General features: G+C 54.6%; 16 protein-coding genes and 1 pseudogene. 11 read left to right on the top strand and 6 right to left on the bottom strand.

All coding sequences use genetic code 11. The annotated features are described in order from the left end of the window. The first annotated feature begins 24 nt into the window (after window positions 1-24). The 7 genes and pseudogenes from NY023_RS07410 to NY023_RS07380 all read left to right on the top strand — a co-directional run bounded on the left by NY023_RS07410 (window position 25) and on the right by NY023_RS07380 (window position 7,518). The gene (locus NY023_RS07410; RefSeq protein ID WP_013971473.1) at window positions 25-1,629 is read left to right on the top strand and encodes an aldolase catalytic domain-containing protein; all 1,605 of its coding nucleotides are present in this window, start codon (window positions 25-27) and stop codon (window positions 1,627-1,629) included. Next, window positions 1,626-2,321, top strand: a complete 696-nt coding sequence (locus tag NY023_RS07405) for a cytidylyltransferase domain-containing protein (protein ID WP_013971472.1) — start codon at window positions 1,626-1,628, stop codon at window positions 2,319-2,321. The genes NY023_RS07410 and NY023_RS07405 overlap by 4 nt, the downstream gene beginning before the upstream one ends. Continuing rightward, on the top strand, window positions 2,318-2,992 hold the full coding sequence (locus NY023_RS07400; RefSeq protein ID WP_013971471.1) for an HAD family hydrolase: 675 nt from the start codon (window positions 2,318-2,320) through the stop codon (window positions 2,990-2,992). Before NY023_RS07405 ends, NY023_RS07400 begins: the two co-directional genes overlap by 4 nt. 337 nt (window positions 2,993-3,329) lie before the next feature. Further along, window positions 3,330-4,829 carry an IS21 family transposase gene (gene istA / locus NY023_RS07395; protein ID WP_169725187.1) on the top strand — a complete coding sequence of 500 codons (1,500 nt, stop codon included), beginning with the start codon at window positions 3,330-3,332 and terminating at the stop codon, window positions 4,827-4,829. Continuing rightward, window positions 4,822-5,523: pseudogene (istB, locus tag NY023_RS07390) on the top strand (IS21-like element helper ATPase IstB); the annotation flags it as partial. The gene istA and the pseudogene istB, both read left to right, overlap by 8 nt. Window positions 5,524-5,607: 84 nt before the next feature. Further along, window positions 5,608-5,967, top strand: coding sequence for an IS66 family insertion sequence element accessory protein TnpB (tnpB, locus tag NY023_RS07385; RefSeq protein WP_009687920.1), 360 nt, complete (start codon window positions 5,608-5,610; stop codon window positions 5,965-5,967). A gap of 18 nt (window positions 5,968-5,985) precedes the next feature. After that, a complete protein-coding gene (locus tag NY023_RS07380; RefSeq protein WP_013971142.1) occupies window positions 5,986-7,518 on the top strand; it encodes an IS66-like element ISPpu15 family transposase in 1,533 nt (510 codons plus the stop codon). Window positions 7,519-7,813: 295 nt separating this feature from the next. Here the strand turns inward: NY023_RS07380 and NY023_RS07370 are convergent, their stop codons facing one another. The 3 genes from NY023_RS07370 to NY023_RS07360 form a co-directional block, all read right to left on the bottom strand. After that, window positions 7,814-8,236: a hypothetical protein gene (locus NY023_RS07370; protein WP_193384127.1), complete on the bottom strand. Its 423-nt coding sequence runs from the start codon at window positions 8,234-8,236 to the stop codon at window positions 7,814-7,816. 190 nt (window positions 8,237-8,426) lie between these two features. After that, complete coding sequence (locus NY023_RS07365; RefSeq protein ID WP_148265630.1) at window positions 8,427-9,464, bottom strand: hypothetical protein; 1,038 nt, start codon at window positions 9,462-9,464, stop codon at window positions 8,427-8,429. Between the two features lie 99 nt (window positions 9,465-9,563). After that, window positions 9,564-13,007 carry a glycosyltransferase gene (locus NY023_RS07360; protein ID WP_013971468.1) on the bottom strand — a complete coding sequence of 1,148 codons (3,444 nt, stop codon included), beginning with the start codon at window positions 13,005-13,007 and terminating at the stop codon, window positions 9,564-9,566. Window positions 13,008-13,588: 581 nt separating this feature from the next. Between NY023_RS07360 and rfbB the strand changes: the two genes are divergently transcribed. From rfbB to rfbC, 4 genes are read left to right on the top strand one after another with little or no spacing between them, the layout of a single operon-like run. Beyond that, complete coding sequence (gene rfbB / locus NY023_RS07355) at window positions 13,589-14,689, top strand: dTDP-glucose 4,6-dehydratase (protein WP_013971467.1); 1,101 nt, start codon at window positions 13,589-13,591, stop codon at window positions 14,687-14,689. Beyond that, window positions 14,686-15,588: a dTDP-4-dehydrorhamnose reductase gene (gene rfbD, locus NY023_RS07350; RefSeq protein ID WP_013971466.1), complete on the top strand. Its 903-nt coding sequence runs from the start codon at window positions 14,686-14,688 to the stop codon at window positions 15,586-15,588. Before rfbB ends, rfbD begins: the two co-directional genes overlap by 4 nt. Window positions 15,589-15,599: 11 nt before the next feature. Then, a complete protein-coding gene (gene rfbA / locus NY023_RS07345) occupies window positions 15,600-16,481 on the top strand; it encodes a glucose-1-phosphate thymidylyltransferase RfbA (RefSeq protein ID WP_013971465.1) in 882 nt (293 codons plus the stop codon). Further along, on the top strand, window positions 16,481-17,029 hold the full coding sequence (gene rfbC, locus NY023_RS07340) for a dTDP-4-dehydrorhamnose 3,5-epimerase (RefSeq protein WP_013971464.1): 549 nt from the start codon (window positions 16,481-16,483) through the stop codon (window positions 17,027-17,029). The genes rfbA and rfbC overlap by 1 nt, the downstream gene beginning before the upstream one ends. Window positions 17,030-17,343: 314 nt before the next feature. On the opposite strand, the gene NY023_RS07335 is transcribed toward rfbC, so the two are convergent. From NY023_RS07335 to NY023_RS07325, 3 genes are read right to left on the bottom strand one after another with little or no spacing between them, the layout of a single operon-like run. Further along, window positions 17,344-22,176, bottom strand: a complete 4,833-nt coding sequence (locus NY023_RS07335) for a glycosyltransferase (RefSeq protein WP_044046907.1) — start codon at window positions 22,174-22,176, stop codon at window positions 17,344-17,346. Beyond that, window positions 22,173-23,390 carry an ABC transporter ATP-binding protein gene (locus tag NY023_RS07330; RefSeq protein ID WP_013971462.1) on the bottom strand — a complete coding sequence of 406 codons (1,218 nt, stop codon included), beginning with the start codon at window positions 23,388-23,390 and terminating at the stop codon, window positions 22,173-22,175. Before NY023_RS07330 ends, NY023_RS07335 begins: the two co-directional genes overlap by 4 nt. After that, the gene (locus NY023_RS07325) at window positions 23,387-24,181 is read right to left on the bottom strand and encodes an ABC transporter permease (protein ID WP_013971461.1); all 795 of its coding nucleotides are present in this window, start codon (window positions 24,179-24,181) and stop codon (window positions 23,387-23,389) included. Before NY023_RS07325 ends, NY023_RS07330 begins: the two co-directional genes overlap by 4 nt. Window position 24,182: the final 1 nt, after the last annotated feature.

Here is a 24,182-nt window from a genome sequence, read left to right as displayed (position 1 = left end):
CCATCACTACAGGGACATATTGACATGAAGCATCTGGACTGCACTCTACGAGATGGTGGTTACTACAATAACTGGAACTTCTCCGAAGCGCTGATCGCCCAATATATAACTGCCATGCAGGCTGCTGGGATACAGACGATCGAGCTGGGCCTGCGCTCGCTGAAAAACAGCAGCTTTAGTGGCGCCTGCGCGTATACCACTGATGCCTTCCTGAAGACGCTCGATCTGCCCCCTTCCATGACAATTGGCGTGATGGTAAACGGCAGCGAACTGGTCGGAAAAAACGGCGGGCAGCATGCACTGCCGCGGCTGTTCCCCAACTCTGCCAACGAATCGCCGGTTGACCTGGTACGTATCGCCTGCCACGTGCATGAGTTTGCAGAAGCGCTGCCTGCGGCGAGCTGGCTTAAGGAACAGGGCTACGATGTCGGTTTCAACCTGATGCAGATTGCAAACTGCTCAGAGAGCGAAATCAAGGCACTGGCTAAACTTGCGAATAACTATCCGCTGGATGTACTGTATTTTGCGGACAGTATGGGCAGCATGTCCCCGGATGAGGCGGCACAGATCATCCAGTGGCTGCGTAGTGAATGGCAGGGTGCACTGGGCATCCACACCCACGATAACTTGGGCCTGGCACTCTCCAATACATTGCGCGCAATGGATGAGGGTGTTACCTGGGTTGACTCTACAGTAACGGGCATGGGCCGTGGCCCCGGCAATGCCCGTACTGAAGAGCTTGCAATCGAGATTGCCGCACGCACCGGCAAGCCAGCCAACCTGATCCCTTTGATGACGCTTCTTCGCGAGCACTTCAAGCCGATGCAGGTTACGTATGGCTGGGGTACCAACCCCTACTACTACCTCGCTGGCAAATATGGCATTCACCCAACCTATATACAGGAAATGCTGGGTGACTCCCGCTTCGGTGAGGAAGATATTCTTGCGGTGATTGAATACCTTCGCAATGAGGGCGGTAAAAAGTTCAGCGTTCATACACTGGATGCAGCGCGACACTTTTACCGCGGCGTGCCCACCGGTCAATGGGCGCCACAAGCGCTTTTTGCTGACCAAGACGTGTTGCTCTTGGGTACTGGCCCTGGTGTCGCAGCGCACCGGCAAGCATTGGAACACTTCATTCGCGAGCACAAACCGGTTGTGATGGCTCTGAACACGCAGAGCTCAATTGCTGCTGAATTGATTGATGTCAGGGTTGCCTGCCATCCCGTCCGTCTTCTGGCGGACTGCGAGGCGCATATCGAACTGCCCCAGCCGTTGATTACGCCCTATTCCATGCTGCCGATCGACGTACAGGGGGCGCTCGCCAATAAAAATGTTCTTGATTTCGGCCTGAATGTCCAGCCTGACAATTTCGCATTCGAGAACACCCACTGCACTATCCCGACTTCGCTGGTCGTCGCCTACGCCATGGCTGCAGCCAGCTCCGGCAAGGCCAAACGCATTCTGATGGCCGGCTTTGACGGCTACCCTGGCGAAGATCCGCGTAATACTGATACCAATAAACTGTTGCGGCAGTATCAAGACACACCATCCAGCACACCTTTGCTCTGCCTCACGCCAACTCGGTATGACATTGACTGCCAAAGCATTTATGGGCCACTGAAATGAATTTTGAAAAAACGACGTGTTTCCTGCCCTGCCGAAAAGGCAGCGAACGCATCCCGAACAAGAACATAAAACCGTTTGGCGGCCATGCCTTCGGCTTGATTGAAATAAAACTGAAGCAGTTGCTTGAAGCTGACGCCATTGATGCGATCGTATTGAGCACTAACGATGAAAGCATCCTTGACTACGCATCGACGCTTCAAAACAGCAAGATCCAGCTTCATAAACGACGGGAAGACCTGTCTTCCAGCCAGACAAGTACTGACCAATTGGTTGCGCACGCTCTTGATTTGATCAAGGACGGCAACATCTTGTGGACCCATGTCACATCGCCGTTCCTGACCGCCAGCCACTACAATGAAATTGTAAAGCTTCACAATGAAAAAGTGCTCGATGGGTATGACTCCTTGATGACGACAAACCTGTTGCACGGCTTCCTTTGGCAGAACGGCGAAGCCATGAACTATGATAGAAGCCTCGAAAAATGGCCAAGAACACAAACACTTACTCCTGTGCATGAAGTCAATAGCGGTATATTCCTGGCGCATGCAAGTATCTACAGGGAACTAGATGACCGGATCGGACGCAAGCCTTATCTTCACCCCCTAGGAAAGTTGATAAGCCATGACATTGACTGGCCGGAAGACTTCACCATCGCGGAATGCTTGCTGGAAAAGGGCTTGGTTAACCTATGAAAAATATCCAACTGAACCCTGCCTCCTATGCAACACTGGTGTTCGATTGTGATGGAGTTCTGCTGGATTCAAACAAAGTTAAAACCCAAGCTTTCTACCAGGCAGCACTGCCTTACGGCGAAATAGCCGCTCAGGCTCTTGCAGACTACCACGTTGCAAATGGCGGTGTTTCACGTTATAAAAAATTCTCATATTTTTTAGAGCATATTGTTACCAAGCACATTGAGGGTGTCACACTAGAAAATCTTCTTGATCGTTACGCTGAGTTCGTCAGGAGCGGCCTGCTCAGTTGCGATGTAGCGATTGGGCTTCAGGAGCTTCGAGATAATACTCCGAACACTCGCTGGTTGGTCGTATCCGGCGGCGACCAAGCTGAGCTCCGTGAGATTTTTACGCAGCGCAAACTTGATGGCCTGTTTGATGGTGGCATATTTGGAAGCCCCGATATCAAAGAAGATATTCTTTCGCGCGAGCAATCCCGAACGAATATTATCGCACCAGCCTTGTTCATTGGTGACAGCAAGTATGATTACAAGGCCGCTAGCGAAGCAAAAATTGACTTCGTATTTATGAGCGACTGGTCAGAAGTGATAAACTGGGAGCAATGGTGCCTAGAAAACGAGATATTCGCACTAGCAAATATTTCGAACCTCAAAAACTTAATCACTTAAACACCTACAACACTAGAAGCTTGAGCAAGCATTAAATTAAAACAGCGGAGCTGTTGAAAACCGCACTGCTTTACACCCAAACTTTCGCAAACCTCACCTTTCCAAAGGTGAGGTTTAAAAGTAGCGATATGCGCTTGCAATTTTACTAAGCAGCCCGCCAAGCAGTGCCCAATAGAGGACTGCAGTCATCTTCTGATGAATGAGCTTGCGGATCGCTTCCACTGTTGCCGCTGACCGAAAACTGACCCAGTTTCGCCCGTTGTGCTGACTGAAAACTGACCCAGGTGTTCCACTGCACCTGCTCAATTTTTGAGCAGGAGAACACAGGGTGATCAGCATGGAAATGATGGGCAAAATTCGGCGGATGTATTTCCGCGACAAGCTGTCGTTGCATGAGATAGCCAAGCGCACCGGACTGTCGCGCAACACCATCCGAAAATGGGTCAGAGCGCCGGAGTCCAAACAGCCGGTTTATCAGCGTCGAGCCGTGTTCAACAAGCTCAGTCCCTTTCACGAGATGTTGGAGCAAGCGCTGCGGGCTGATGCCTTAAGGGCCAAGCAACATCGTCGCAGTGCCAAGGCGCTGCTGGCCATGATCCGCGCTGAAGGCTATGACGGCGGCTACAGCCAGCTCACTGCCTTCGTTCGTCATTGGCGCGGAGAGCAAGGCAAGGCGGTACGGGCATTTGTGCCGTTGGCATTCGCCTTGGGCGAGGCCTTCCAGTTCGATTGGAGCGAGGAAGGCCTGCTGGTTGGCGGTGTTTTCAGGCGCGTCCAGGTCGCGCACATGAAGCTATGTGCCAGCCGAGCTTTCTGGCTAGTGGCCTATCCCAGCCAAGGGCATGAAATGCTGTTCGATGCCCATACCCGCTCATTCGCCGCCTTAGGTGGCGTGCCGCGTCGCGGCATCTACGACAACATGAAAACTGCGGTCGACAAGGTCTCCAAGGGTAAAGGCCGCACGGTCAATGCTCGCTTCATGGTGATGTGCTCGCACTACCTGTTCGACCCGGACTTCTGCAACGTAGCGTCCGGCTGGGAAAAAGGTATCGTCGAAAAGAATGTCCAAGACAGTCGGCGCCGCATCTGGCTGTCCGCCCGCGACAATACTTTCCATAGCTTCGAAGAGTTGAATGCCTGGCTTGCCCAGCGCTGCCGGGCTCTCTGGCATGAGCTGATTCATCCGCAGTACAACGGCCTTACCGTCGCAGAAGTCTTGGAATTGGAGCGCGTCGAAATGATGCCGATGCCGACGCCTTTCGACGGATATGTAGAACGCACGGTTCGCGTTTCCAGCACCTGTCTGATCAACGTGGCTCGCAACCGCTATTCAGTACCCTGTGAGCGTGTTGGCCAGTGGGTCAGCAGTCGGCTCTATCCCTCGCGAATCGTCGTGATTGCCGATGAGGGTGTGATTGCTAGCCATGAGCGCCTGTTTGATCGCGATCAGGTCAGCTACGACTGGCAACACTACATCCCCCTCATTGAACGCAAACCGGGGGCCCTACGCAATGGTGCCCCGTTTGCCGATCTGCCTAAGCCACTACGCCTGCTCAGGCGCGGGCTGCTGCGGAATCTACAGGGTGACCGGGTTATGACCCAGGTCTTGGCCGCCGTGCCCATCGCTGGCCTGGATGCTGTTCTCGTAGCGGTTGAGCTGGTTTTGGAGTCTGGCAGCCTGAGCGCTGACCACATCCTCAACATCGTGGCCCGTCTGACCGCTCGTGAAGCACCACCCTCGGTCGAAACCAACCTGCAACTGAACGTTACCCCTGTTGCCAATACCGCACGCTATGACCGGTTGCGCAGCACGGATGAGGAGGTGCGCAATGCGTGATCTCACAGAGGAACTCAAAGACTTACGCCTGCACGGCATGGCCGATGCCTGGGCAGAGCTGGCCGCACAAGGCGAATCTTCCACTGCGTCATCGAAATGGCTGATCGAGCATCTCCTTGATCAAGAGCACGCCGACCGAGCAGTACGCTCGGTGCATCATCAGATGAGCATGGCGAAACTGCCCATGCACCGTGACCTGGCTGGCTTCGACTTCGGTGTATCCAGCGCCGATGTCCGATTGATCAGGGAACTGTCCACTCTGGCCTTCACCGACACAGCGCAAAATGTGGTGTTCATCGGTGGCCCTGGCACCGGTAAAACGCACCTCGCTACTGCCTTGGCAGTGGCCGGCATCACCCAACATAACAAGCGTGTGCGTTTTCACTCCACAGTCGATCTGGTCAACCTGCTGGAGCGTGAAAAACATGAGGGCAAGACAGGGCGTATCGCCCGAGGACTACTGCGTGCAGATCTGGTAATCCTTGATGAGCTTGGCTACCTACCTTTCAGTCAGAGCGGCGGAGCCCTGCTGTTCCACCTGCTTTCGAAGCTTTACGAGCACACCAGCGTGATCATCACCACCAACCTCAGCTTCGCCGAGTGGTCGAGCGTATTTGGCGACGCCAAGATGACCACGGCCTTGCTCGACCGATTGACACACCACTGCCACATCGTCGAGACGGGGAATGAATCGTAAGGGATCCATCATCCCCACATTCCAACCGTCCACCTGATTCCCGATGCTGTGCTCCCGATTTCTTTCTGGAGCCAGCCCGCCATGATGCGCCCCGACAGCAAAGTCGAAAAAGTCTACCTCTACCCCAAGCCCGTGGACTTTCGAAAGTCCATCGACGGCCTCACTGCCCTGGTCGAACTGGACATCAAGGTCGCCGTGTTCGACCCGGTACTTTTCGTCTTCCTCAATAAAGCCCGTAACCGCATCAAGGTGTTGTATTGGGAGCGCAACGGCTTCTGCCTTTGGCTCAAGCGCCTCGAAGCCGAGCGTTTCAAAACTTCACCCGACGCGACCGACGAAGCTATCGTACTGACCGTCCAGGAACTGAATTGGCTACTCGACGGTTTCGATCTCTGGCGCAACCGTCCGCATCAGGTTTTGACTCCTCGTTTCGTCGCCTGACCGGGTATAATCCGGGCCATGATTTCAGTGCCCGATAACCTTCCTGACGACCCTGCCGCGCTCAAACTACTGCTTGCGCAGTTGTTGGCCGAGCGCACGGTCGACAAAGGTCAGATCGTCGACCTTAAAGAACAGGTCAAGCTGCTGCGTGACCGATTATTCAATCGCAAGTCCGAGCAAACCGTCGAGTCCAACACGCCCCAACTGGCGTTGTTCAATGAACCCGAAAGTCAGTGGGTACCTACCGCTGATGATGCCGACGAAGAAGTTGTTGCGCCAAGCAAGCAGCGCGGCAAACGCAAGCCACTGTCGGCTGACCTGCCACGCATTGAAGTCATTCATGACTTGCCCGAGCACGAACTGACTTGCGCCTGTGGTTGCCGCAAACACGTGGTTGGCGAGCAAACCAGCGAACAACTCGACATCGTGCCGATGCAGATCCGTGTGCTTAAACACGTACGCAAAATCTATGGCTGCCGTGGCTGCGAAACCGCGCCGGTCACCGCTGACAAGCCGGCCCAATTGATTGAAAAGAGCATGGCCAGTCCCAGCGTGCTGGCGATGTTGCTAACCACCAAGTACGTCGATGGCCTGCCGCTGCACCGCTTCGAAACGGTGCTGAACCGACATGGTATCGAGATCCCCCGGCAAACCCTGGCCCGCTGGGTCATCCAGTGCAGCGAACACTTTCAGCCACTGCTGAACCTGATGCGTGACCGCCTGCTGGAAAGCCCGGTGATCCATTGCGATGAAACTCGCGTGCAGGTGCTCAAAGAGCCGGATCGTGATCCGACCAGTCAATCCTGGATGTGGGTGCAGGCCAGTGGCCCGCCTGATCGACAAGTCGTGCTGTTCGATTACACCACCAGCCGCGCGCAGGAGGTGCCGCTGCGCCTGCTGGAGGGCTATCGCGGTTACGTGATGACCGATGATTACGCCGGTTACAACGCGTTGGCGCTACAGCCGGGCGTTGAACGACTGGCGTGCATGGCGCATGTCCGGCGTAAATTCGTCGAAGCGCAGAAGGTGCAGCCTAAGGGCAAGACCGGTCGCGCCGATGTTGCGCTGACGATGATCAACAAACTGTATGGCATCGAACGCGACCTCAAGGATGCCAGCGATGAACAGCGATTCATCGGTCGTCAGGAACGAAGCCTGCCGATCCTTGAGCAGTTGAAAAGTTGGCTCGACAAGACGCACTCACAGGTGACACCGCAAAGCGTACTGGGCAAGGCGGTGCTTTACCTGGCAAACAACTGGAACCGCTTGGAGCGGTATGTCGAGGCGGGCCACCTGCCGATCGACAACAACCTGGCAGAGCGGGCCATAAAGCCGTTTGTGATCGGGCGCAAAGCTTGGCTGTTCAGTGACACGCCCAAGGGAGCCACGGCTAGCGCGCAGATCTACAGCTTGGTCGAAACCGCCAAGGTCAACGGCCAAGAGCCCTATACGTGGCTGCGCCACGTCCTGGAGCGACTGCCGCACGCCTCATCGGTAGCAGCCTACGAAGCGCTGCTGCCATGGAACTGTTCGCCAGAGATGCCACGGTAACCTTGGCTTCCACCTTGTGGTAGGTGGGGTTTATGGATCGGTTACAATGAATCATACCGCCTGCAAAACAGCACCTTGGTGGCCAAGACCAAGATCCAGGCGAGGGAGCGCAGACGGCAGGATGTCGAGGAATCGGAGGACGACCCGTTTTGACCTCTTTGGGCTGGCCTTGCTGAGTGCAGGGTCAGCACTTTCACGACGCTGTCGACTGCTAGGCTTATCCACAATTGCCGGGGTCTAAATCGGCAAGCAGCCCTGGGTCATTTTTCAATCGGCAGGGTGGGTCAGTTTTCAATCAGCGCCGACATTCGACAAAGCGGAGATTCCAGACAGGATGATTGTAATTACCATCAACTGTATATTTTCCGCTGTTTCTATTTTTATATTCTCTGATAAACAAGCACCAGAAAACCAATCTAATATCATGCCTATTTAGACCTCCCAGACTTTTCATGGACACGTCAAAAGCACGCCGATCAGTCTCTAGATCAAAAAACTCCTTCTTTATTGAGCACATGTCTTTGGGATTATTAGTTACAAGATATGCATTCCCAAACCTGAAGTCGCCAACCATAATAAACGGATGTGCGACCTGAGAATAACTCTTAACTCTCTCATGCCAAATCGGCAAACTTCCATGCCCGTAAAACTGATCATTTATACCAAAAAAATCTTTAAGCCTTTCCCAACGAACCACATGAGACGGACCAATAATCATACCTAAAATCCCTTAATGATTATTCAAACGACAAAAAGAGAAAACCATCCAATACAAAGCAACCAATTCGTTGTACGCTACAGTTAAAACCAGGGCAGGGGAACTGACGAATAAAAACTACGGTACCCCTCAATGCCGAGCACCGCAGCTCCAACCTAGCGATCTATCATCCACCCGCTCGCGCAAACAATCAATTCACGAACAAGTTGGTCTTCGCCTTATTCAGTCGATCCTTCAACTCTATGAAATAGCCGAGCTTCGGAGGGAATGATTTGTCATGACGACGCACTGCGCCAATGAAATCAATATAGTAACCCTCTAGATCAACAGGGTATTCAGCAGTACTACCCGGCGAAAACTTATCACCACTGAGAACAGCGTGTGCCGCGAACGCGTTCCGACCAATCTCCACCAGAGCCGTACAATCTGGATATTGACTCAAAATACTTTTATTGGTTGAGGAAAAGATCTCAGACAGACCGCGCTGACATACGGTAAACGTACTTAAGAACACCTCAGAAGCTTCGCCTACTCGCCCTTCTCCATAGAGATAGAAACCGTAGAGTAGCATCGACGACGTAGCGTTCCAGTAAACGATGCGCGCTCTAGCACTCTCATCGCGCATGCTATAGATATCTTTAGCAATCTCGTATGCACTACTGCGAAGCTGATAAAACTCCGCCAGTGGCACTATATTCGTACCCGAGGAAACCCACCATCGCAATGTCACTGGATCCAAAGGAGTCGCGGGCTTCACAGCGATCAACTCTGTGCGAATACGAACAATCTCGCGACCAACTTGCGCACGATTGACAGGATCTTCACCGACGCGAAACGCCAAAACGGACAGTACGCCCAGGTAAAACTTACTGGTCCTATCCATCGACAGCAATAGAGAGCGCAAATAATGGTAAAAAACTGTCTTATCAGAAATCCTGGTTCGAAAGTTGAACACCATCTTATTAAGATAATGGATGTCATGTGAACGCTGAACATCAAAATCTAAAGGAGGAGCGATGGTTATCACTTTGCCATCGGCATCCTTGACCAAGGCACTGTCACCAACAAGCGAGAAGCTCCCTGGCACAGAAAAAACACATTCTTCCGAGGTAACGAGGCCTGGCTCTAGCCAATTGCCTCCCCCATCAAAACTAACAGTCTTCGCCCCCCCCAACGGAACTCTTAGATTCACTTCAAAAGCGGCATACTCAAATGTTATGGATGACATTAATTCACCTACTAGAGTCGAAATTCAGCAACTGAGGAAGTGGAGTACGCCCGATATCCATAACGGCCAAAACAACCAGTGGCGATGAATAACTTAATTTCATTTCACCGCCACCTCAAGCGTACCCTGCCCCTTGCTCAGGTCGGAGTAGATTTTCTGCAGCTCCGCTGCTTGACTGGCAGAGGTCCTTCTCACCTCGGTGTTGGATGGTGACTTATGCTTCGCTACTGATCCATTGATATGCTGTAAAGCAGCCACCAACATTTTCTGGTTCGGCTCAATCACATACCCATTCTTGTTTTGAACAATATCCTCACCTATTCCGCCCATGTTGCTAGCCACAACCCAACATCCGCTAGCGACCGCTTCCCGCGTGACCAGACCGAAGCTTTCAGGCCACATCGACGGTGCAAAGAGAACATCGATTTTCCCATAAAGGTCTATGATGCCTTTCTGGCTTACGCGACCAATAAAGGTTACAGGTACTTTCCCCCAAAGGGTCTGGTGTTCATAGCCTTCTTCCTTTGAATGGTCAACAACCAAGAGTTCAAGATTTTCAGGCTGGCTCTGAAGCAATGCCTCCTTGAGCAGATAATAGCCCTTGTGCTCCGACATTCCGCCGATATGCCCACATACTACCCGCTTGGTATAAGAGGTATCCTTCTGTGTCCAGGGAATGTCGCTGGAGACACCATTGGCTACAACCTCTATTTGAGGGATGCCGTTTTGACGATAAATTTCCGCGAAAGCGTTGGACACCGTCAAGACTTTAAAAGCGCCGTGCAGTAGTTCTTTCAAATCACGACGACGCTCAATAGAATCAGCCAACTTCATATTGGTTGGCATCTCGATGACTTGATAAGGATCCGGGTGCCCCTCAGGGTAAACTTTCGAGTTATGGTCAACCAAAAACTGGAAATCAGAGATCCACCAGGCATCGTGGACCGTGACCATGTATGGAATCTTCGCATCCCGTGCTGCTTCCACTATCGACGCTGTTAGTCGCTGGACGCAGTGGAAGTGAATCAAATCAGGTTTTTCCAGCTCGAGGAACTCTTGGAACAGGCGATACATCTCCGGGTCTTTAGCATGCCAGTCCATATGCTCACGCCAGAGGGTCGTCGATCGGTAGACCCGGCTCCCTTCGTAGTTATAGACAGTCATCTGATGAGAAGGCCTGCACTCTACATCTGCAGTGAATACACAGACATCAAGGTCTTCAGCGTAAGTATTGCGGAACTCGGAGAAGTTATCTGCCACCACACGGGTTGCGCCACCGATTGCCTGGGGCGGGAAGAACACGTTGACCAACGCAATTTTTGTCTTCGGCTTGGCTTTTCGAATACCTTTCACAAAGTCATCAAGCGTAGCTGCCAGACTACTGCCCAAGGACTGCAGGCTGTAATCGTTTTTGGCCCGTAGCTGAGCGGCCTGGCCTATCTTTTGCCGAAGGGCTTGGCTTCCGACGAGTTTTTTCAACGCGGAATACCATTCTTCCTCAGTAGTGGCCAAGAAACCGTCTTTACCATCCTTGACGACATCCCGGTAATTGGCCGTGCTGCTCAGCACCGATGGAATACCAAAGCAGCCAGCTTCAAACCATTTCAGCTCACTTTTACAGGCATTGACCTTGTCATCGTGCAGCACAGCGATATTGATATCCGCTTGTTCAAGCAGCGACCAATAGCCTTGCACACTGTCCATTGCCGGCAGCTGGGTAAACTGCTGGGCATATTTTGTGGTAAATGACACCGGCAACCGCAGGTAACCAACCACTACCAAACGAGCTTGCGGGTTTTCGCCAAGCACACGCTCAATTGCTGGCAGCGCCTGCTCGATAAAGTCGGTGTTGTGTGCCTGAGTACCGCTGCCGTAAAAGATATCGATGGTCTTCTTGTACGATTTGTCGGTAGTACGAATGCGATTCAGACTATCCAGGCCGTTGCGGTGCAACCAGCATTTATTTTCCCTGACCAGCTTTGCCAGTTCCAGGCGTAGCGGTTCGGTGGACGCTAGACCTTGGCGGCACAGCCGGGCAGCGGCATTGAACAAGGCCATGCCACGTGTAAGTTCACGGTGTGTCGCCAGCGAAACATAGCCACCATAGCTGTCGATTGAAGGTGGATATTCAGGAACAAACAGCAGGTCATCGATTTCATACAGGCTCAATTTGCCCGTTGCGTTGACTTGGGCGATCGCCTTGATCACCTGCACCACGGCTGGCACGCGATAGAAGATTACTACATCGTGAAGTGCCAATGCATTTTGGTTCTTGTCCAGCTCAGTCCAGCTGATGGCCGTCACTTGCTTGCCAACTGCTTCCAGCTGTTCAATTTTTTGCTGAATGCGGTAGCGAACGCATTGGGCGATGTGGAAGTCACCGACGATCAAGATGCGGTCGGTATTCAATTCCCCCAAAGGTGGCAGCGCTGGCAAATCATCCGCAGAGCTTTGCGACAGGTCACCATATACCGGCAGATAGGCTCGGTACATCTGAGCCGCATAAGCGTATGCGGCATTGATCAGGCGTTCGCGGTCCAACATATCCACTCGGGTCATGAGCTTCGCGTGCAAATCTCGCCATTTCTGCTCTGCGAGGCGCTCGAGTTCATCTTGCTGGGGACGGTGGTTCGGATTACTGGCAATACCATCAGAAAGCACTTGAATGGCTTCATCCAGCCGATGCAACTTGGCCAGGCAGTGCGCGCGGTTAAAGGCTGTCCAAACCGGTGGATTCGGCAGTTGCGCGGCAGCATTGAAGTATTGCAAGGCAATACTGAAATGACCGTCCTCCATGTAGCTACCACCCAGCCGATTGAATACCTCCGCACTCGGCGCGATGCTCAAGGCCGCCTCAAGTAGGATTCGGCCTTGTTGGACCTTGTGGCAGGACAGGTAATGCATACCCAGCTTTGAAAACACAACCTGGGTTTGCTGCGCCGTCTCAGCGAGCTCTACAGGGACAACATCGTGCCCCAGGAAAATATCCATAACCCGTTGTGGTTCAAGCTCCACGCCGCGCTTCGCACTGCGCTCAATCACTGCTGACAGGCTGAACCCGCTGGGCAGCAGCTCCAGAGGAAGGTCGTGCTTCTTGGCCCAGGCTTTGAGTGTTGGATATCGCCCTTCCGCTCGCCCATAGCGTTCGAAATGCACTTCGGCAATAGCTTGAGTATCAACGCCGCCGGCTTTGAGGTCAGGGTAGAAGGTCAAGTAGAAATCCAAGTCCACTTTTGGAGGTTCTAGCTTGACCGCAATTGCGCTTTCGGCCACATTGAGTACTGATTCAGCAATAAGCTCCGCATCACCACTTTCGTGCGAAGCTGAAGCATAACGGCCTTCTTGATAACCGAACGCATGCCAGTGCTGCGCCAGCGCATCATCCGTAAGCGAAGACAGGTCCGGGTACCGATTTCGATAATAGGCCAGATCCAGCACAAAACGCGCTGAGCCGCCTTTTTTTTGAGCGACGGAGACTGCATTTTCCTTTACATGCACGACCGGCTTTACATCTACGCTCGGCAAGCCTTCCTTAACAGACATTTATCACTTTCCTATGAATATTCAAGAGCGCCAGACAGCTGAAACATTGAGAATGACGTCTAACCTGCCGAGCCCCGAGCCTATTATATTTCTTGTTGGGTCGATCAACATGAATGCAAGAACTGCCATCACTCTAATTCCTATTTCAGGAATGCTGACAATTAAAAAATGACACTGTGCAGCTCGCGGGATCAAACCCGACTCCCGGTGTGCCCCCTGCACTGCACTGCCCGCCGAGCTGGAACCTCCAACACCGCGGTCTCTTAAGGCTCTCATGACTTGTAGGCACCTCGGTCATCCTCCGTGAGTTGCATTGCTCAAACACCCGTTTGTTGCACGGGCACCTAACCACTTCCTTTTCTGTTTTGGCGACCATGCGGTCAGCCTGCGCCGCTCAAGGGCTCGTCCTCGGCGAGCGAGGATTGATCGGCACGATCAGTACCGGTACCCAGCAGTGTATTTTTCGACATCAGGGTGGTCTAATTCCGGGCAGCGCTAGCTGCTCGCCTCGCGTTGCCGGGGCGAAGTTTCTCAGCGTCATCTGTCTACGACAACACCTTTTGTCCAATTAGAGCCAAATTATGATTCTAGTAACAGGCGGAGCCGGCTTCATCGGCTCAAATTTTGTTCTGCAATGGTGTGCGCAACACGGGGAGCCAGTCCTCAACCTCGACGCCCTGACCTACGCAGGCAACCTGACCAACCTGCAATCGCTGGAAGGGAACGCTCAGCATCACTTCGTCCAGGGCAATATTTGCGATGCATCGCTGCTGGCCGAGCTGTTCGCCGAGCATCGCCCGCGCGCCGTGGTTCACTTTGCGGCCGAATCCCATGTAGACCGCTCCATCACTGGCCCCGAAGCATTTGTCGAGACCAACGTAATGGGCACCTTCCGTTTGCTGGAAGCCGCCCGGGCGCATTGGAATAGCCTGGAGGGTGCCGAGAAAGAGGCATTCCGCTTCCTGCACGTCTCCACTGACGAAGTCTACGGCACACTCGGGCCAAACGACCCAGCCTTCACCGAAACCACCCCGTACGCGCCAAACAGCCCGTACTCGGCCAGCAAGGCCGCCAGCGATCACTTGGTACGTTCGTACTTCCATACCTACGGTATGCCGGTACTCACCACCAACTGCTCCAACAACTACGGGCCGTTCCACTTCCCGGAAAAACTGATCCCGTTGATGATCGTCAATGCCCTTGCAGGCAAGGCGCTGCCTGTTTATGGCGACGGCCAGCAAATTCGCGACTGGCTGTATGTAGAAGACCATTGCTCGGGCATCCGTCGCGTACTGGAGGCCGGCGCGTTCGGCGAGACGTACAATATTGGCGGCTGGAACGAAAAAGCCAACATTGACATCGTGCGGACCCTCTGCGGGCTTCTCGACGAAATGGCGCCTGCGGCGTCGCGCCAGGTAATCAACCAGAAGACCGGCAAGCCAGTCGAGCAGTATGCCGAACTCATTACCTATGTCACCGACCGCCCAGGCCATGACCGCCGCTATGCCATCGACGCACGCAAGATCGAGCGTGAACTCGGCTGGAAACCTGCCGAAACCTTCGAAACCGGCATTCGCAAGACAGTCGCTTGGTACCTGGCCAACCAGGAATGGGTGAAAGGTGTCATGGACGGTAGCTACCGTGACTGGGTAGCACAGCAATACGGGGCGAATAAAGCGTGAAAATCCTGCTGTTGGGGAAAAACGGGCAAGTAGGCTGGGAGCTGCAGCGCGCCTTGGCGCCGCTGGGCGAGGTGATTGCGCTGGATCGTCAAGGCGCCGAAGGCCTGTGTGGCGATTTGTCCAACCTGGAAGCCTTGGCCGCCACGGTGCGCCAGCTAGCGCCGGACGTGATCGTCAACGCTGCTGCCTACACCGCAGTGGATAAAGCCGAGAGCGATCAGGCGCTGGCAGCAATGATCAACGCCGAGGCCCCTGCTGTTCTGGCACGCGAAGCAGCGGCACTGGGTGCGTGGCTGATTCATTACTCCACCGACTATGTGTTCGATGGCAGCGGCAGCCACCGCTGGCAAGAAAATGCGCCTACCGGGCCCCTCTCGGTCTACGGCCGCACCAAGCTCGAAGGCGAACGTGGCATTGATGCCAGCGGCGCCAAGGCCGTGGTACTGCGCACCAGCTGGGTGTATGCTGCGCGCGGGCACAACTTTGCCAAGACCATGCTGCGCCTGGCAACAAAACGTGAAGCATTAAGTGTGGTGGCAGACCAGTTTGGTGCACCCACGGGTGCTGAGCTGATCGCCGACGTTACCGCGCACATTCTGCGGCAAATCTTCAACGGGCAAGACAACCGACAGCTGGCTGGGGTTTACCATTTGGCGGCGTCCGGTGAGACCAGCTGGCATGGTTTTGCGCAATTCGTGCTGGCGCACGCCCAACGCAATGGCGTAGCGCTGAAAGTAGCGGCCGATCAGGTTGTTGCAATCAGCACCGAAGCTTACCCAGTACCCGCACCGCGCCCGCGCAACTCGCGCCTGGCACTGGACAAGCTCGAAAACACGTTCAATTTCAAAATGCCGCTTTGGGAGCAAGGCGTGCAACGTATGCTGGACGAAATCCAGTAATAGGGACTCTCATGGCTCGTAAAGGAATTATTCTGGCCGGCGGTTCGGGTACACGCCTGCATCCGGCCACACTTTCGGTTTCGAAGCAGCTGCTGCCGGTGTATGACAAACCGATGATCTACTACCCGCTGAGCACCTTGCTGCTCGCCGGTATCCGGGACATCCTGATCATTTCCACCCCGCAGGACACCCCGCGCTTCGAACAGCTGCTGGGCGATGGCAGCCAGTGGGGCCTGAACTTGTCCTACGCAGTGCAACCAAGCCCTGACGGCTTGGCGCAAGCGTTCACCATCGGCGCTGACTTCATCGGTAACGACCCGTCTGCGCTCGTGCTTGGCGACAATATTTTCTACGGCCATGACTTCCAGGCACTGCTATTGAACGCAGACAAGCGTGAAGCCGGTGCTTCGGTGTTCGCTTATCACGTGCATGACCCAGAACGCTATGGCGTAGCCGAGTTCGACGACAGCGGCCGTGTATTGTCGCTGGAGGAAAAACCGACCGCTCCAAAGTCGAGCTATGCGGTTACCGGCCTGTACTTCTACGACAATCAAGTGGTCGAGTTGGCGCGCGAGCTTAAGCCATCTGCACGTGGCGAGCTGGAAATCACTGACCTGAACAATCTTTATCTGCAGCAGCAGCAGTTGCAGGTCGAAATCATGGGCCGTGGCTATGCGTGGCTGGACACCGGCACGCACGACAGCCTGCTCGAAGCTAGCCAGTACATCGCCACGATGGAGCGCCGCCAGGGCCTGAAAGTCGCCTGCCCTGAAGAAATTTGCTACCGCGCAGGCTGGATCAACGCTGAGCAAGTTGAGCGCCTGGCCAAGCCAATGTTGAAAAACGGCTATGGCAAGTATCTGCAAAACTTGTTGAATGAAAAGGTATTCTGATGCAAGCCATTCCGCTGGACATCCCCGAAGTCGTCCTGTTTACCCCCAAGGTATTCGGCGACGAACGTGGCTTCTTCTACGAAAGCTTCAATGCCCGTGTGTTCAATGAAGTAACCGGGCTGCAGCCTGACTTTGTACAAGACAACCACTCGCGCTCGGTAAAAGGCGTGCTCCGTGGCCTGCACTATCAGCTGGCACCTCACGCACAGGGCAAGCTGGTACGCGTGGTGCAGGGCGAGGTTTTTGACGTTGCGGTGGATATCCGTCGCTCGTCCCCCACCTTCGGTAAATGGGTTGGGGCGGTGCTGTCGGCCGAGAACAAGAACCAACTGTGGATCCCGCCAGGGTTCGCGCACGGCTTCGTCACGTTGAGTGAAACCGCAGAGTTCCTCTACAAGACAACCGACTTCTACTCGCCGAAGTGCGAGCGCTGCATTGCCTGGGATGATCCGGCAGTCGGCATCGAATGGCCTATCGACTTCATCCCAAGCCTGTCCGGCAAGGACCAGCTTGGGGTCGCGTTGGCTGATGCCGAGCTGTTCGAGTAACGGTTTTCGCGGCGAAGGGCTGCGCTAGCGCAGCCTTTGTCCTTGGACAGAAGCCGTAACCGAGGCTTGTCGGTGGTGATTCTTTACATGCCGACAGAAGTAACTGCTGCATGGTCTGGCAAGTCATCAGAATTGCTCCCAGTCATCAAGCCGGCAAACATTTTCTAGTCCCCAATTGGGCTCAACGCCCAAGCGCGTGCGGTCGGTGGCAGAATCAGGGCTGACTGAACGCTTACAAGCTCACCCCTTATAGCAAAAACCCTGCAGTGCGGCCGCGCCGCACTGCAGGGTTCATGGGTGGCCGGGTGGCGCTATCAGTGCGCTTGAGCGGGCTCCTCGTGCTTCAACTCAGTACTTTCCGGTACGCCCAACACTAGGCGTTTGAGTTCAGCTGCACTTTCACTCCAATGTAACCAAAGCATCTCATCCGACAGCGGCTGGGTACCTTGTTCGAATAGCTCCAGCCATTGCTTGATGGCGTGCGCCAGTTCATCCGCTGCCCCAGCCTGGAAGTAGTAGGCATACTCCCCCGCCACCTCGCGGAACACGGGGATGTCGCGCGCAATGATGGGCAGTTTGTGCTGCGCAGCTTCAATCAACGGCAAGCCGAAGCCTTCGGCCTCTGATGCGGCAATCAACGCACCGCTGGCACTGTAAAGTTCGGTCAGGTCGGCATCGCTCAAGCCTTGCAGCCAGAATAAGCGCTTGCCTAGCTGTGGGTGCGCGCGCAGGTCCTGGACCAAGTGCTCAACGGCCCAGCCCTCCTTGCCTACCAGCACCAGATTCACCTCGACACCTTGCGACCACAACACATCGAACGCAGCCAATGTCTGTGCATGGCCTTTGCGCGGCTCGAGCGTGCCTACCATCAGGAACGTGGGCACCGCTTTTAATTGGGCAATGAAGGCATCTTCCAACGACGCACCACCTTGGCCTTGAACGTCTTCGATGTCAGCCCCCAAGTGGAAATGGCTGATGGACGGCATCACGCGCCCACCGCCATGCTGCTGCAACCATACTTTAACGTCAGCAGCCACGGCAGCGGAAATCGCTACAACGCCATCGGCATACTGGCTGATAGAGCGCATCCAGTTGGTGAATGCTCCATCGATACCAGGATAGGCAAATTTCGCGTGCAACAATGGGATCAGATCATAGACCACGAAGTGGATACTGACGCCCGCGCGGCGCATGCGTTCGAGTTCTGCATCAAACTCCGGGAACAAATGTGCGCTAAGGTCCAGCCCCAGGAACACATCCCCCGCCGCGTATTCGATCGGGCGTTCGTTCAGGCTGACCACATACGCACTAGAACCTGGAAAACCACTGGCAACGCGGTACCCTTTGCCGGTAACACCGAATACCGGAACGACCTGGTAATCCACACCTTCGCCGCGTTGGAACTCGTTGATTACCCGCTTCACCACACGCTGGATACCGGTCTTTGCATCCCGGAAGTACAGCTCAGAGACATCGACCAACAACTTCTTTGGTGCTGCCTGGGTGATGCCTGGGCTGAGCCGGCGCTGCTTTTCCACAACCGGGGCCAAGTGATTGTTTTCGAACAACAGCGCCTGAACGGTAGCCCCCAGGCGGGCAGAAACCCGCTCCCAACTGCGGTCGTCAATCCAGCGTTCCTGTTGCGCCACCAATGCCTGGGCTTTGTCTGGGTTACGTTCGAGCTCGGCAATCGACGCCACAATATCCGCTGCGTGGCTACCCGACATCTGTAAGGTCGCCTCAGCCATGTCCGAGAAAATATGGATCGGGCTTACCAGCACGGGCTTGAGGGTGGTGATGCCGATCGTTACCGCACCGCTGGCGCTTTCTTGTGTTTCCTTGTAGGGGAAAATCACATAGTCCGCTGCGCTCATCAAGCGCAGGCACTCCTTGATGGGGCGGAAATCGGTAACCCAGGTAATCTTGTCGTCCACACCAAGCTCAACCGCCCTTGCCCGATAGGCATCCAGTGTCTGCTCGCTACGCGCATCGAGGATGGAGTGCAAACCGAGCATGTGGACGTTGCGCCCTGTTTCTTGCGCCAACGGCAGGATGGTCTCGATCAACGTATCGATACCTTTGTGCGCAAGAATGAAACCGAAACACGAAATGACCAGGTCATCCTGAGCGATACCTAACTCATCGCGGACAGCCGCTGGCTGCACGTCAGTGAGCGGCGAGATAACACCATGCGCCATCATCATGACGTTGGCGGCCAAGCCCAGCACCAGCAGGTTGTTCAGGTCCTCTGGCTTGTGCACGATGATGCGGTCAAGCTTGTGCAGCGCACGCACAGCCCTTTCGGAGAGACGGTGGTCGGTAATCAGCGGCTGTGTAGAGTGCAGTTCAAGCACCACAACCTTGCCTTGGTCGTGCAACTGCGCCAAACGCTCGCAAACTTCATCATTGAGGGCGAAAAGGCTCGGCTGATGCTGAACCAAAACGACATCCGCAGCGGCACAGCCGTCGTTGGCCAATACCTTGCCTACCGATTTGGCGTCAGAAAGCTTCCAGATAGGCTGATAGACCTCGGAGGTTGTATCTGTGGTGCGCTCATCGCAGTAGATGCGAATGTCGTAGTCGTCCTGTTTGAACTCGCTGAGCAATGCCTGCGTGTATTCAGCAATCCCGCATTTGGTTGCCCAAGGGGACACCACCACCAGTTTGGTCTTGCGGGCGGCGGCCGCAGGCATTTCGTGTTTGAGCCAGTTGGCACTGGCCAAAACCGCCCGCGCACTCTGCTCCCAGGTGTAGATGCTACGAACCAGTTCAATGCCTTGGCGCCGGCGCTGCTCGAGTGCGTTGTCGCCTTCGACGATTTTGCCGCGCAGTTCGCCCATCTTGAGGGCCAACGAATGCTTGTCCGGCTCGACCCAGCAAGAGTTGGCCGCCCCCAGGTGGCTGCCCGACTTGGCAAACAGGAACGGCAGCAACTCGGCAGTGCCAAGCGTGCAGAAATCAACATGCGCGCCAAAGCCGGTCACGATCACCGGCAACCCCATTGCCAGCGCTTCGGCCGCAGGCAAGTTGAAGCCTTCGCCACGCGTGGGCAGTACCAGGGTATGGGCTGAGCGATACAGCGCGATAATACCTTGGTCATCCATTGGGCTTTCATCAACCACGATCGACGGCATGTTTTGCCGGTCGGCCGTAAGGTTGGCGATCATTTCATGGACACGATTATGCGGGTTAGGGAACGTCTTGATGTAAAGCTCGACGTTATCGGCACTGGAGAAGGCTTCGACAAAAGCCTCAAGCAGCACGTCTGGCCCTTTACGCTCGAACATTGATGAAACATGCAAGAAGCGGAACCGCTGCCCGGCAGCAGGGCGAATATCTGTAATCGGTGGCACGACATCGGTAATGATGTGGTCTACCCCTACAGGGCAAATGAATACGGGTACCTGGCAACCGGAATCATGCAGTACTTTCTTGACGAAAGAAGCCGCCACGATAACACCGTCGAAGTTCTCGTTGATGAAACTGATGGTATCGAACGGTACTGCAGTTTCTTCCCAGAAGAAGATGACCAGGCGCATGCCAGAGCCCTGTAAGTCCTTGATCATGGGGTAGTGATGGACAATCGACAGCACTTCCCCTTCCAACGATTCATCAAACCGCTGGCCGACCGCAGGCATCAACCGCTGCTGGAAGGCCGGTATATCGATAACATTGTCGTAAGCCTTGCCGTGGTATGGCTGGAAAGCGAGCTTACCTTCAAGCAGGTCGAACAACGCTAAGCCCAGGCCGCGGTTCACAATGGCCAAGCTGTAGTGGCCCTCGATATGCCCGGTGATCCTGGCGGCCCCAAACGCGGGCGTGACAGCCTCGTCCTTAAGGTAATACGCCTCAGGCAGCAATGGCGCCTTGGGATACACGGCAAAACTTACACGCGAGTAATCCACCGCCTGGAACCCGACGTGGCCTGTGCCGGATGGCGTGAACACACCGCCGCCAATCAACCCCCGGTGCTGTGCGAAAAGCTTTAATTGATGGTGCAGTTTGGGGAATTTTCGCAACAGCTGGTTAGCGTTTTGACGAAGCAGCTGGTTGCCAAGCACCGATCGAATCATCTTCACGGCAACCGGCCTGGCTGTGCGCTTCAAGATGCCTACGACTGAGTTGGCCTGTTTGTGCTTGATCCACGCTTCTGTCGCCGCCAGACGCTGGTCTACTTCGGCAAAACGCCGGTCTGCTTCGGCAAAACGCTGATGAGCATCGGCCAGACTACTATTCAAGTCGTCAACTACCTGCTTGAGCCTATCCAGTTCGGTGCGATGCCCCTCAACTTCCTGGCTCAAACCCGAAAGGCCAGCTTGATGCTCGCTCAGCTCTTGCTTTACTTGCTCAAGCGTTGCGCTGCAGCTGTCGACTCTTTCGCCCACTTCCTGGAAGTTGGTACTTAGCCTTTCTTCGTAACGCTCAGCCAAGCCCTCAAGGGTAACCCCATACTCAGTGCCAAACGCGCAGGCAAAGGCCGAGAGTGTATGCTCTGGCGCCTCTTTCTGGGCTATGACCGCATAGTCTGGGCTCACACCGCTAAGCACATTCAGCAGCCGTATGTCTTCCCGTGCGGGTAATGGCGAAAGCTCTTGCAAACGCAAGAGTTTGGTTCGACCAAAGCCTTCGTATTCCGCCAGGAAGCTCAGTAGCAGGTTGGGGATCGGTTTTTCATGGCTGGGGTCTAGGTAAAAGCTATTGGTCCCCACCATAAGGTTTTCGGCATTAGGGGTTTCCAGAATCAGCAGCCCACCTGGCTTGAGTACTCTAAGCGCTTGCCCTACCAGCTCTTGCAACACTGGAAATGGGACGTGCTCAGCAATGTGAAACCCCGATACCAGCACGTGGCTGGCATCGGCTAACGATTTGAGCTTGGCTACAGCGTCGCCATTTTCAACTGCATAGCCTTCAACCCGGCATTGCTCCAACATGCCATCATCCAGGTCTACGCCTAGCGCATTGAAGCCTTGTTCGGTCAGTACGCCCAGCCATTCCCCGCGACCACAGCCCAGGTCAATCGCACGATGCTCATCATCCAGCGCCAACAGCGGATGAAGGAACGGCAGGTACACCTGCAGCCGCTCGGTGATCAGTTTCGTGGAGCCACGGTAGCGGTCCTCGAAAGCGCGATAGAAGGTTTTTTTCACCGAATGCACTCCACAGCTGTTGGAACCCACGCCATGCCGACAAATTGAGGCTTTGAGGTATTGACCACGTTGAACACCAGGGCAAGGTCTCGCCATTCGTAATTGCTGCCGATATGCACCTCATTGGCATGCAAGGCAACAGCCACGGAATAGGACCCAGGGCCAAGATTCATGTCGAAATCGAAGCGATACTCCAGTTGCTCGCCAGCTGTCAGTGCCTTGAGGGCTTTGCCCAAGTGGTGTGTATTGGTACCAAAGACATGCTGGCCCAAGCGATCCTTGATCACATAGCCGACGACAAGTTCAGGGATCGGCGCGTGTACATCCACCTGCACGCTCAACGTAACTTTGTCACCCACCGCAACAAACTCGACCGGTTGCCCAGCAGTATCGTATAGGGCAACCGCGCCGATAGTTGCCTCGCCACTGCCAGATTGGGTTTGCACCGTGCCGTCGGCCAGTTGCTTGACTTGCACAGTGCTGTTTTCTTTTTCGGCAATCAGAGCATTGTAATAATCCATGACCTGCTCTGGCGGGCCATCTTTGATAATGGAACCGTTTTCCAACAACAGTGCCCGGCTGCATAACGATTGGATAGCGCCACGGTCATGCGACACGATCAACAACGATGTGCCTAGGCGCTGGAACTCACGGATGCGCTCGAAACTCTTGTGCTGGAAGTAACTGTCACCCACCGACAGCGCCTCATCCACAATGAGGATTTCCGGGCGGAAAGCAGTCGCCACGGCAAACGCGACGCGCATCTGCATACCGCTGGAATAGGTTCGCACGGCCTCATCGAAGTATTCGCCAATCTCGGCGAAGGCTTCGATTTCATCGATAGCACCATTGATCTGCTGCGCATCGAAACCCATCAGACCGGCAGCGTGATAGACGTTCTGACGCCCAGTGAGTTCTGGGTTGAAGCCCATGCCCAGTTCCAGAATAGCGGCAATCCGGCCATTGACCTGCACCCGTCCCTGAGTCGGCTGCAAGGTGCCGGTGATCATCTTCAGCAATGTGGACTTGCCCGCACCATTTTGCCCGATGATGCCAATGGCCTCGCCGGGCTCAATTGCAAAGTTGATATGTTTCAGCACCCAGTGCTCGCTGGTTGCCTTGGAGGGCAAGAAGAACCAGTGGGCAATGCGCTGCCATTCCGAACGGTACGTTTTGTAGGCCTTGCCTACATCACTGACACTCAAAAGGCTCATAGCACATCCACCATCTCGGGCACGGACCGACGGAACAGGAACAGGCCAAGCAGCAATAGCCCGAAGGAAATCCCAATCATGACAACCGCCTGGCTCAAGTCAGGAGCTTTGGCGAAGACGAGTACATCATGATACGCAGTAACAACCGGGTACATGGGGTTGAAGCTGAGGGTGACGCGCAAGTGCTCAGGTATCACATTGACCATGTAAACGATTGGGGTGAACCAGAACAACACTTGCAGCACGATGGGTACTACCTGACCAACATCCCGTAGAAACACATTGAGAATACCCAACACCAGGCCAATACCAACGCTCAATGCGACGACGATCATGACCAACGGAATTAGCCAAAGTATCTGCAGCGTCGGGTAGTGGCCAAGCAAAGCGAAAACAAGCATAACCGCCGCGAACAACAAGACATTGTTCAGCAAACACGAGCCCACCACGATCACCGGTAGCGTAATACGCGGAAAGCGCATCTTCTTCATGATGTTGCCCTGCTCGATGAAGAGCGTCAGACACCGGCTGACGATCTCGGCGAACAGGTTCCAGGCCAGAATGCCGGCCATCAGATACAAGGCATAAGCGTATTTATTGTCGATGCCTGGCAGCTTGGCGGCCAGTACATTGGACAGGATCAGCGCATAGATGGCCACTTGGGCCAGGGGATGAATAATCATCCAAAGCCCGCCCAACTTGCTACGTGCGAAGCGTGAAACGAATTCGTTCTTGATGGAGGAGATGATGAAGCCTCGGTAGCTCCATACTCCCTTGATCATGCCAAACATA

It is taken from the genome of Pseudomonas sp. NBB (genome assembly GCF_032701105.1).
GTDB lineage: Bacteria > Pseudomonadota > Gammaproteobacteria > Pseudomonadales > Pseudomonadaceae > Aquipseudomonas > Aquipseudomonas asiatica.
Note: the sequence above shows the minus strand (reverse complement) of the source record. Positions and strands in the feature narration are given on the sequence as shown.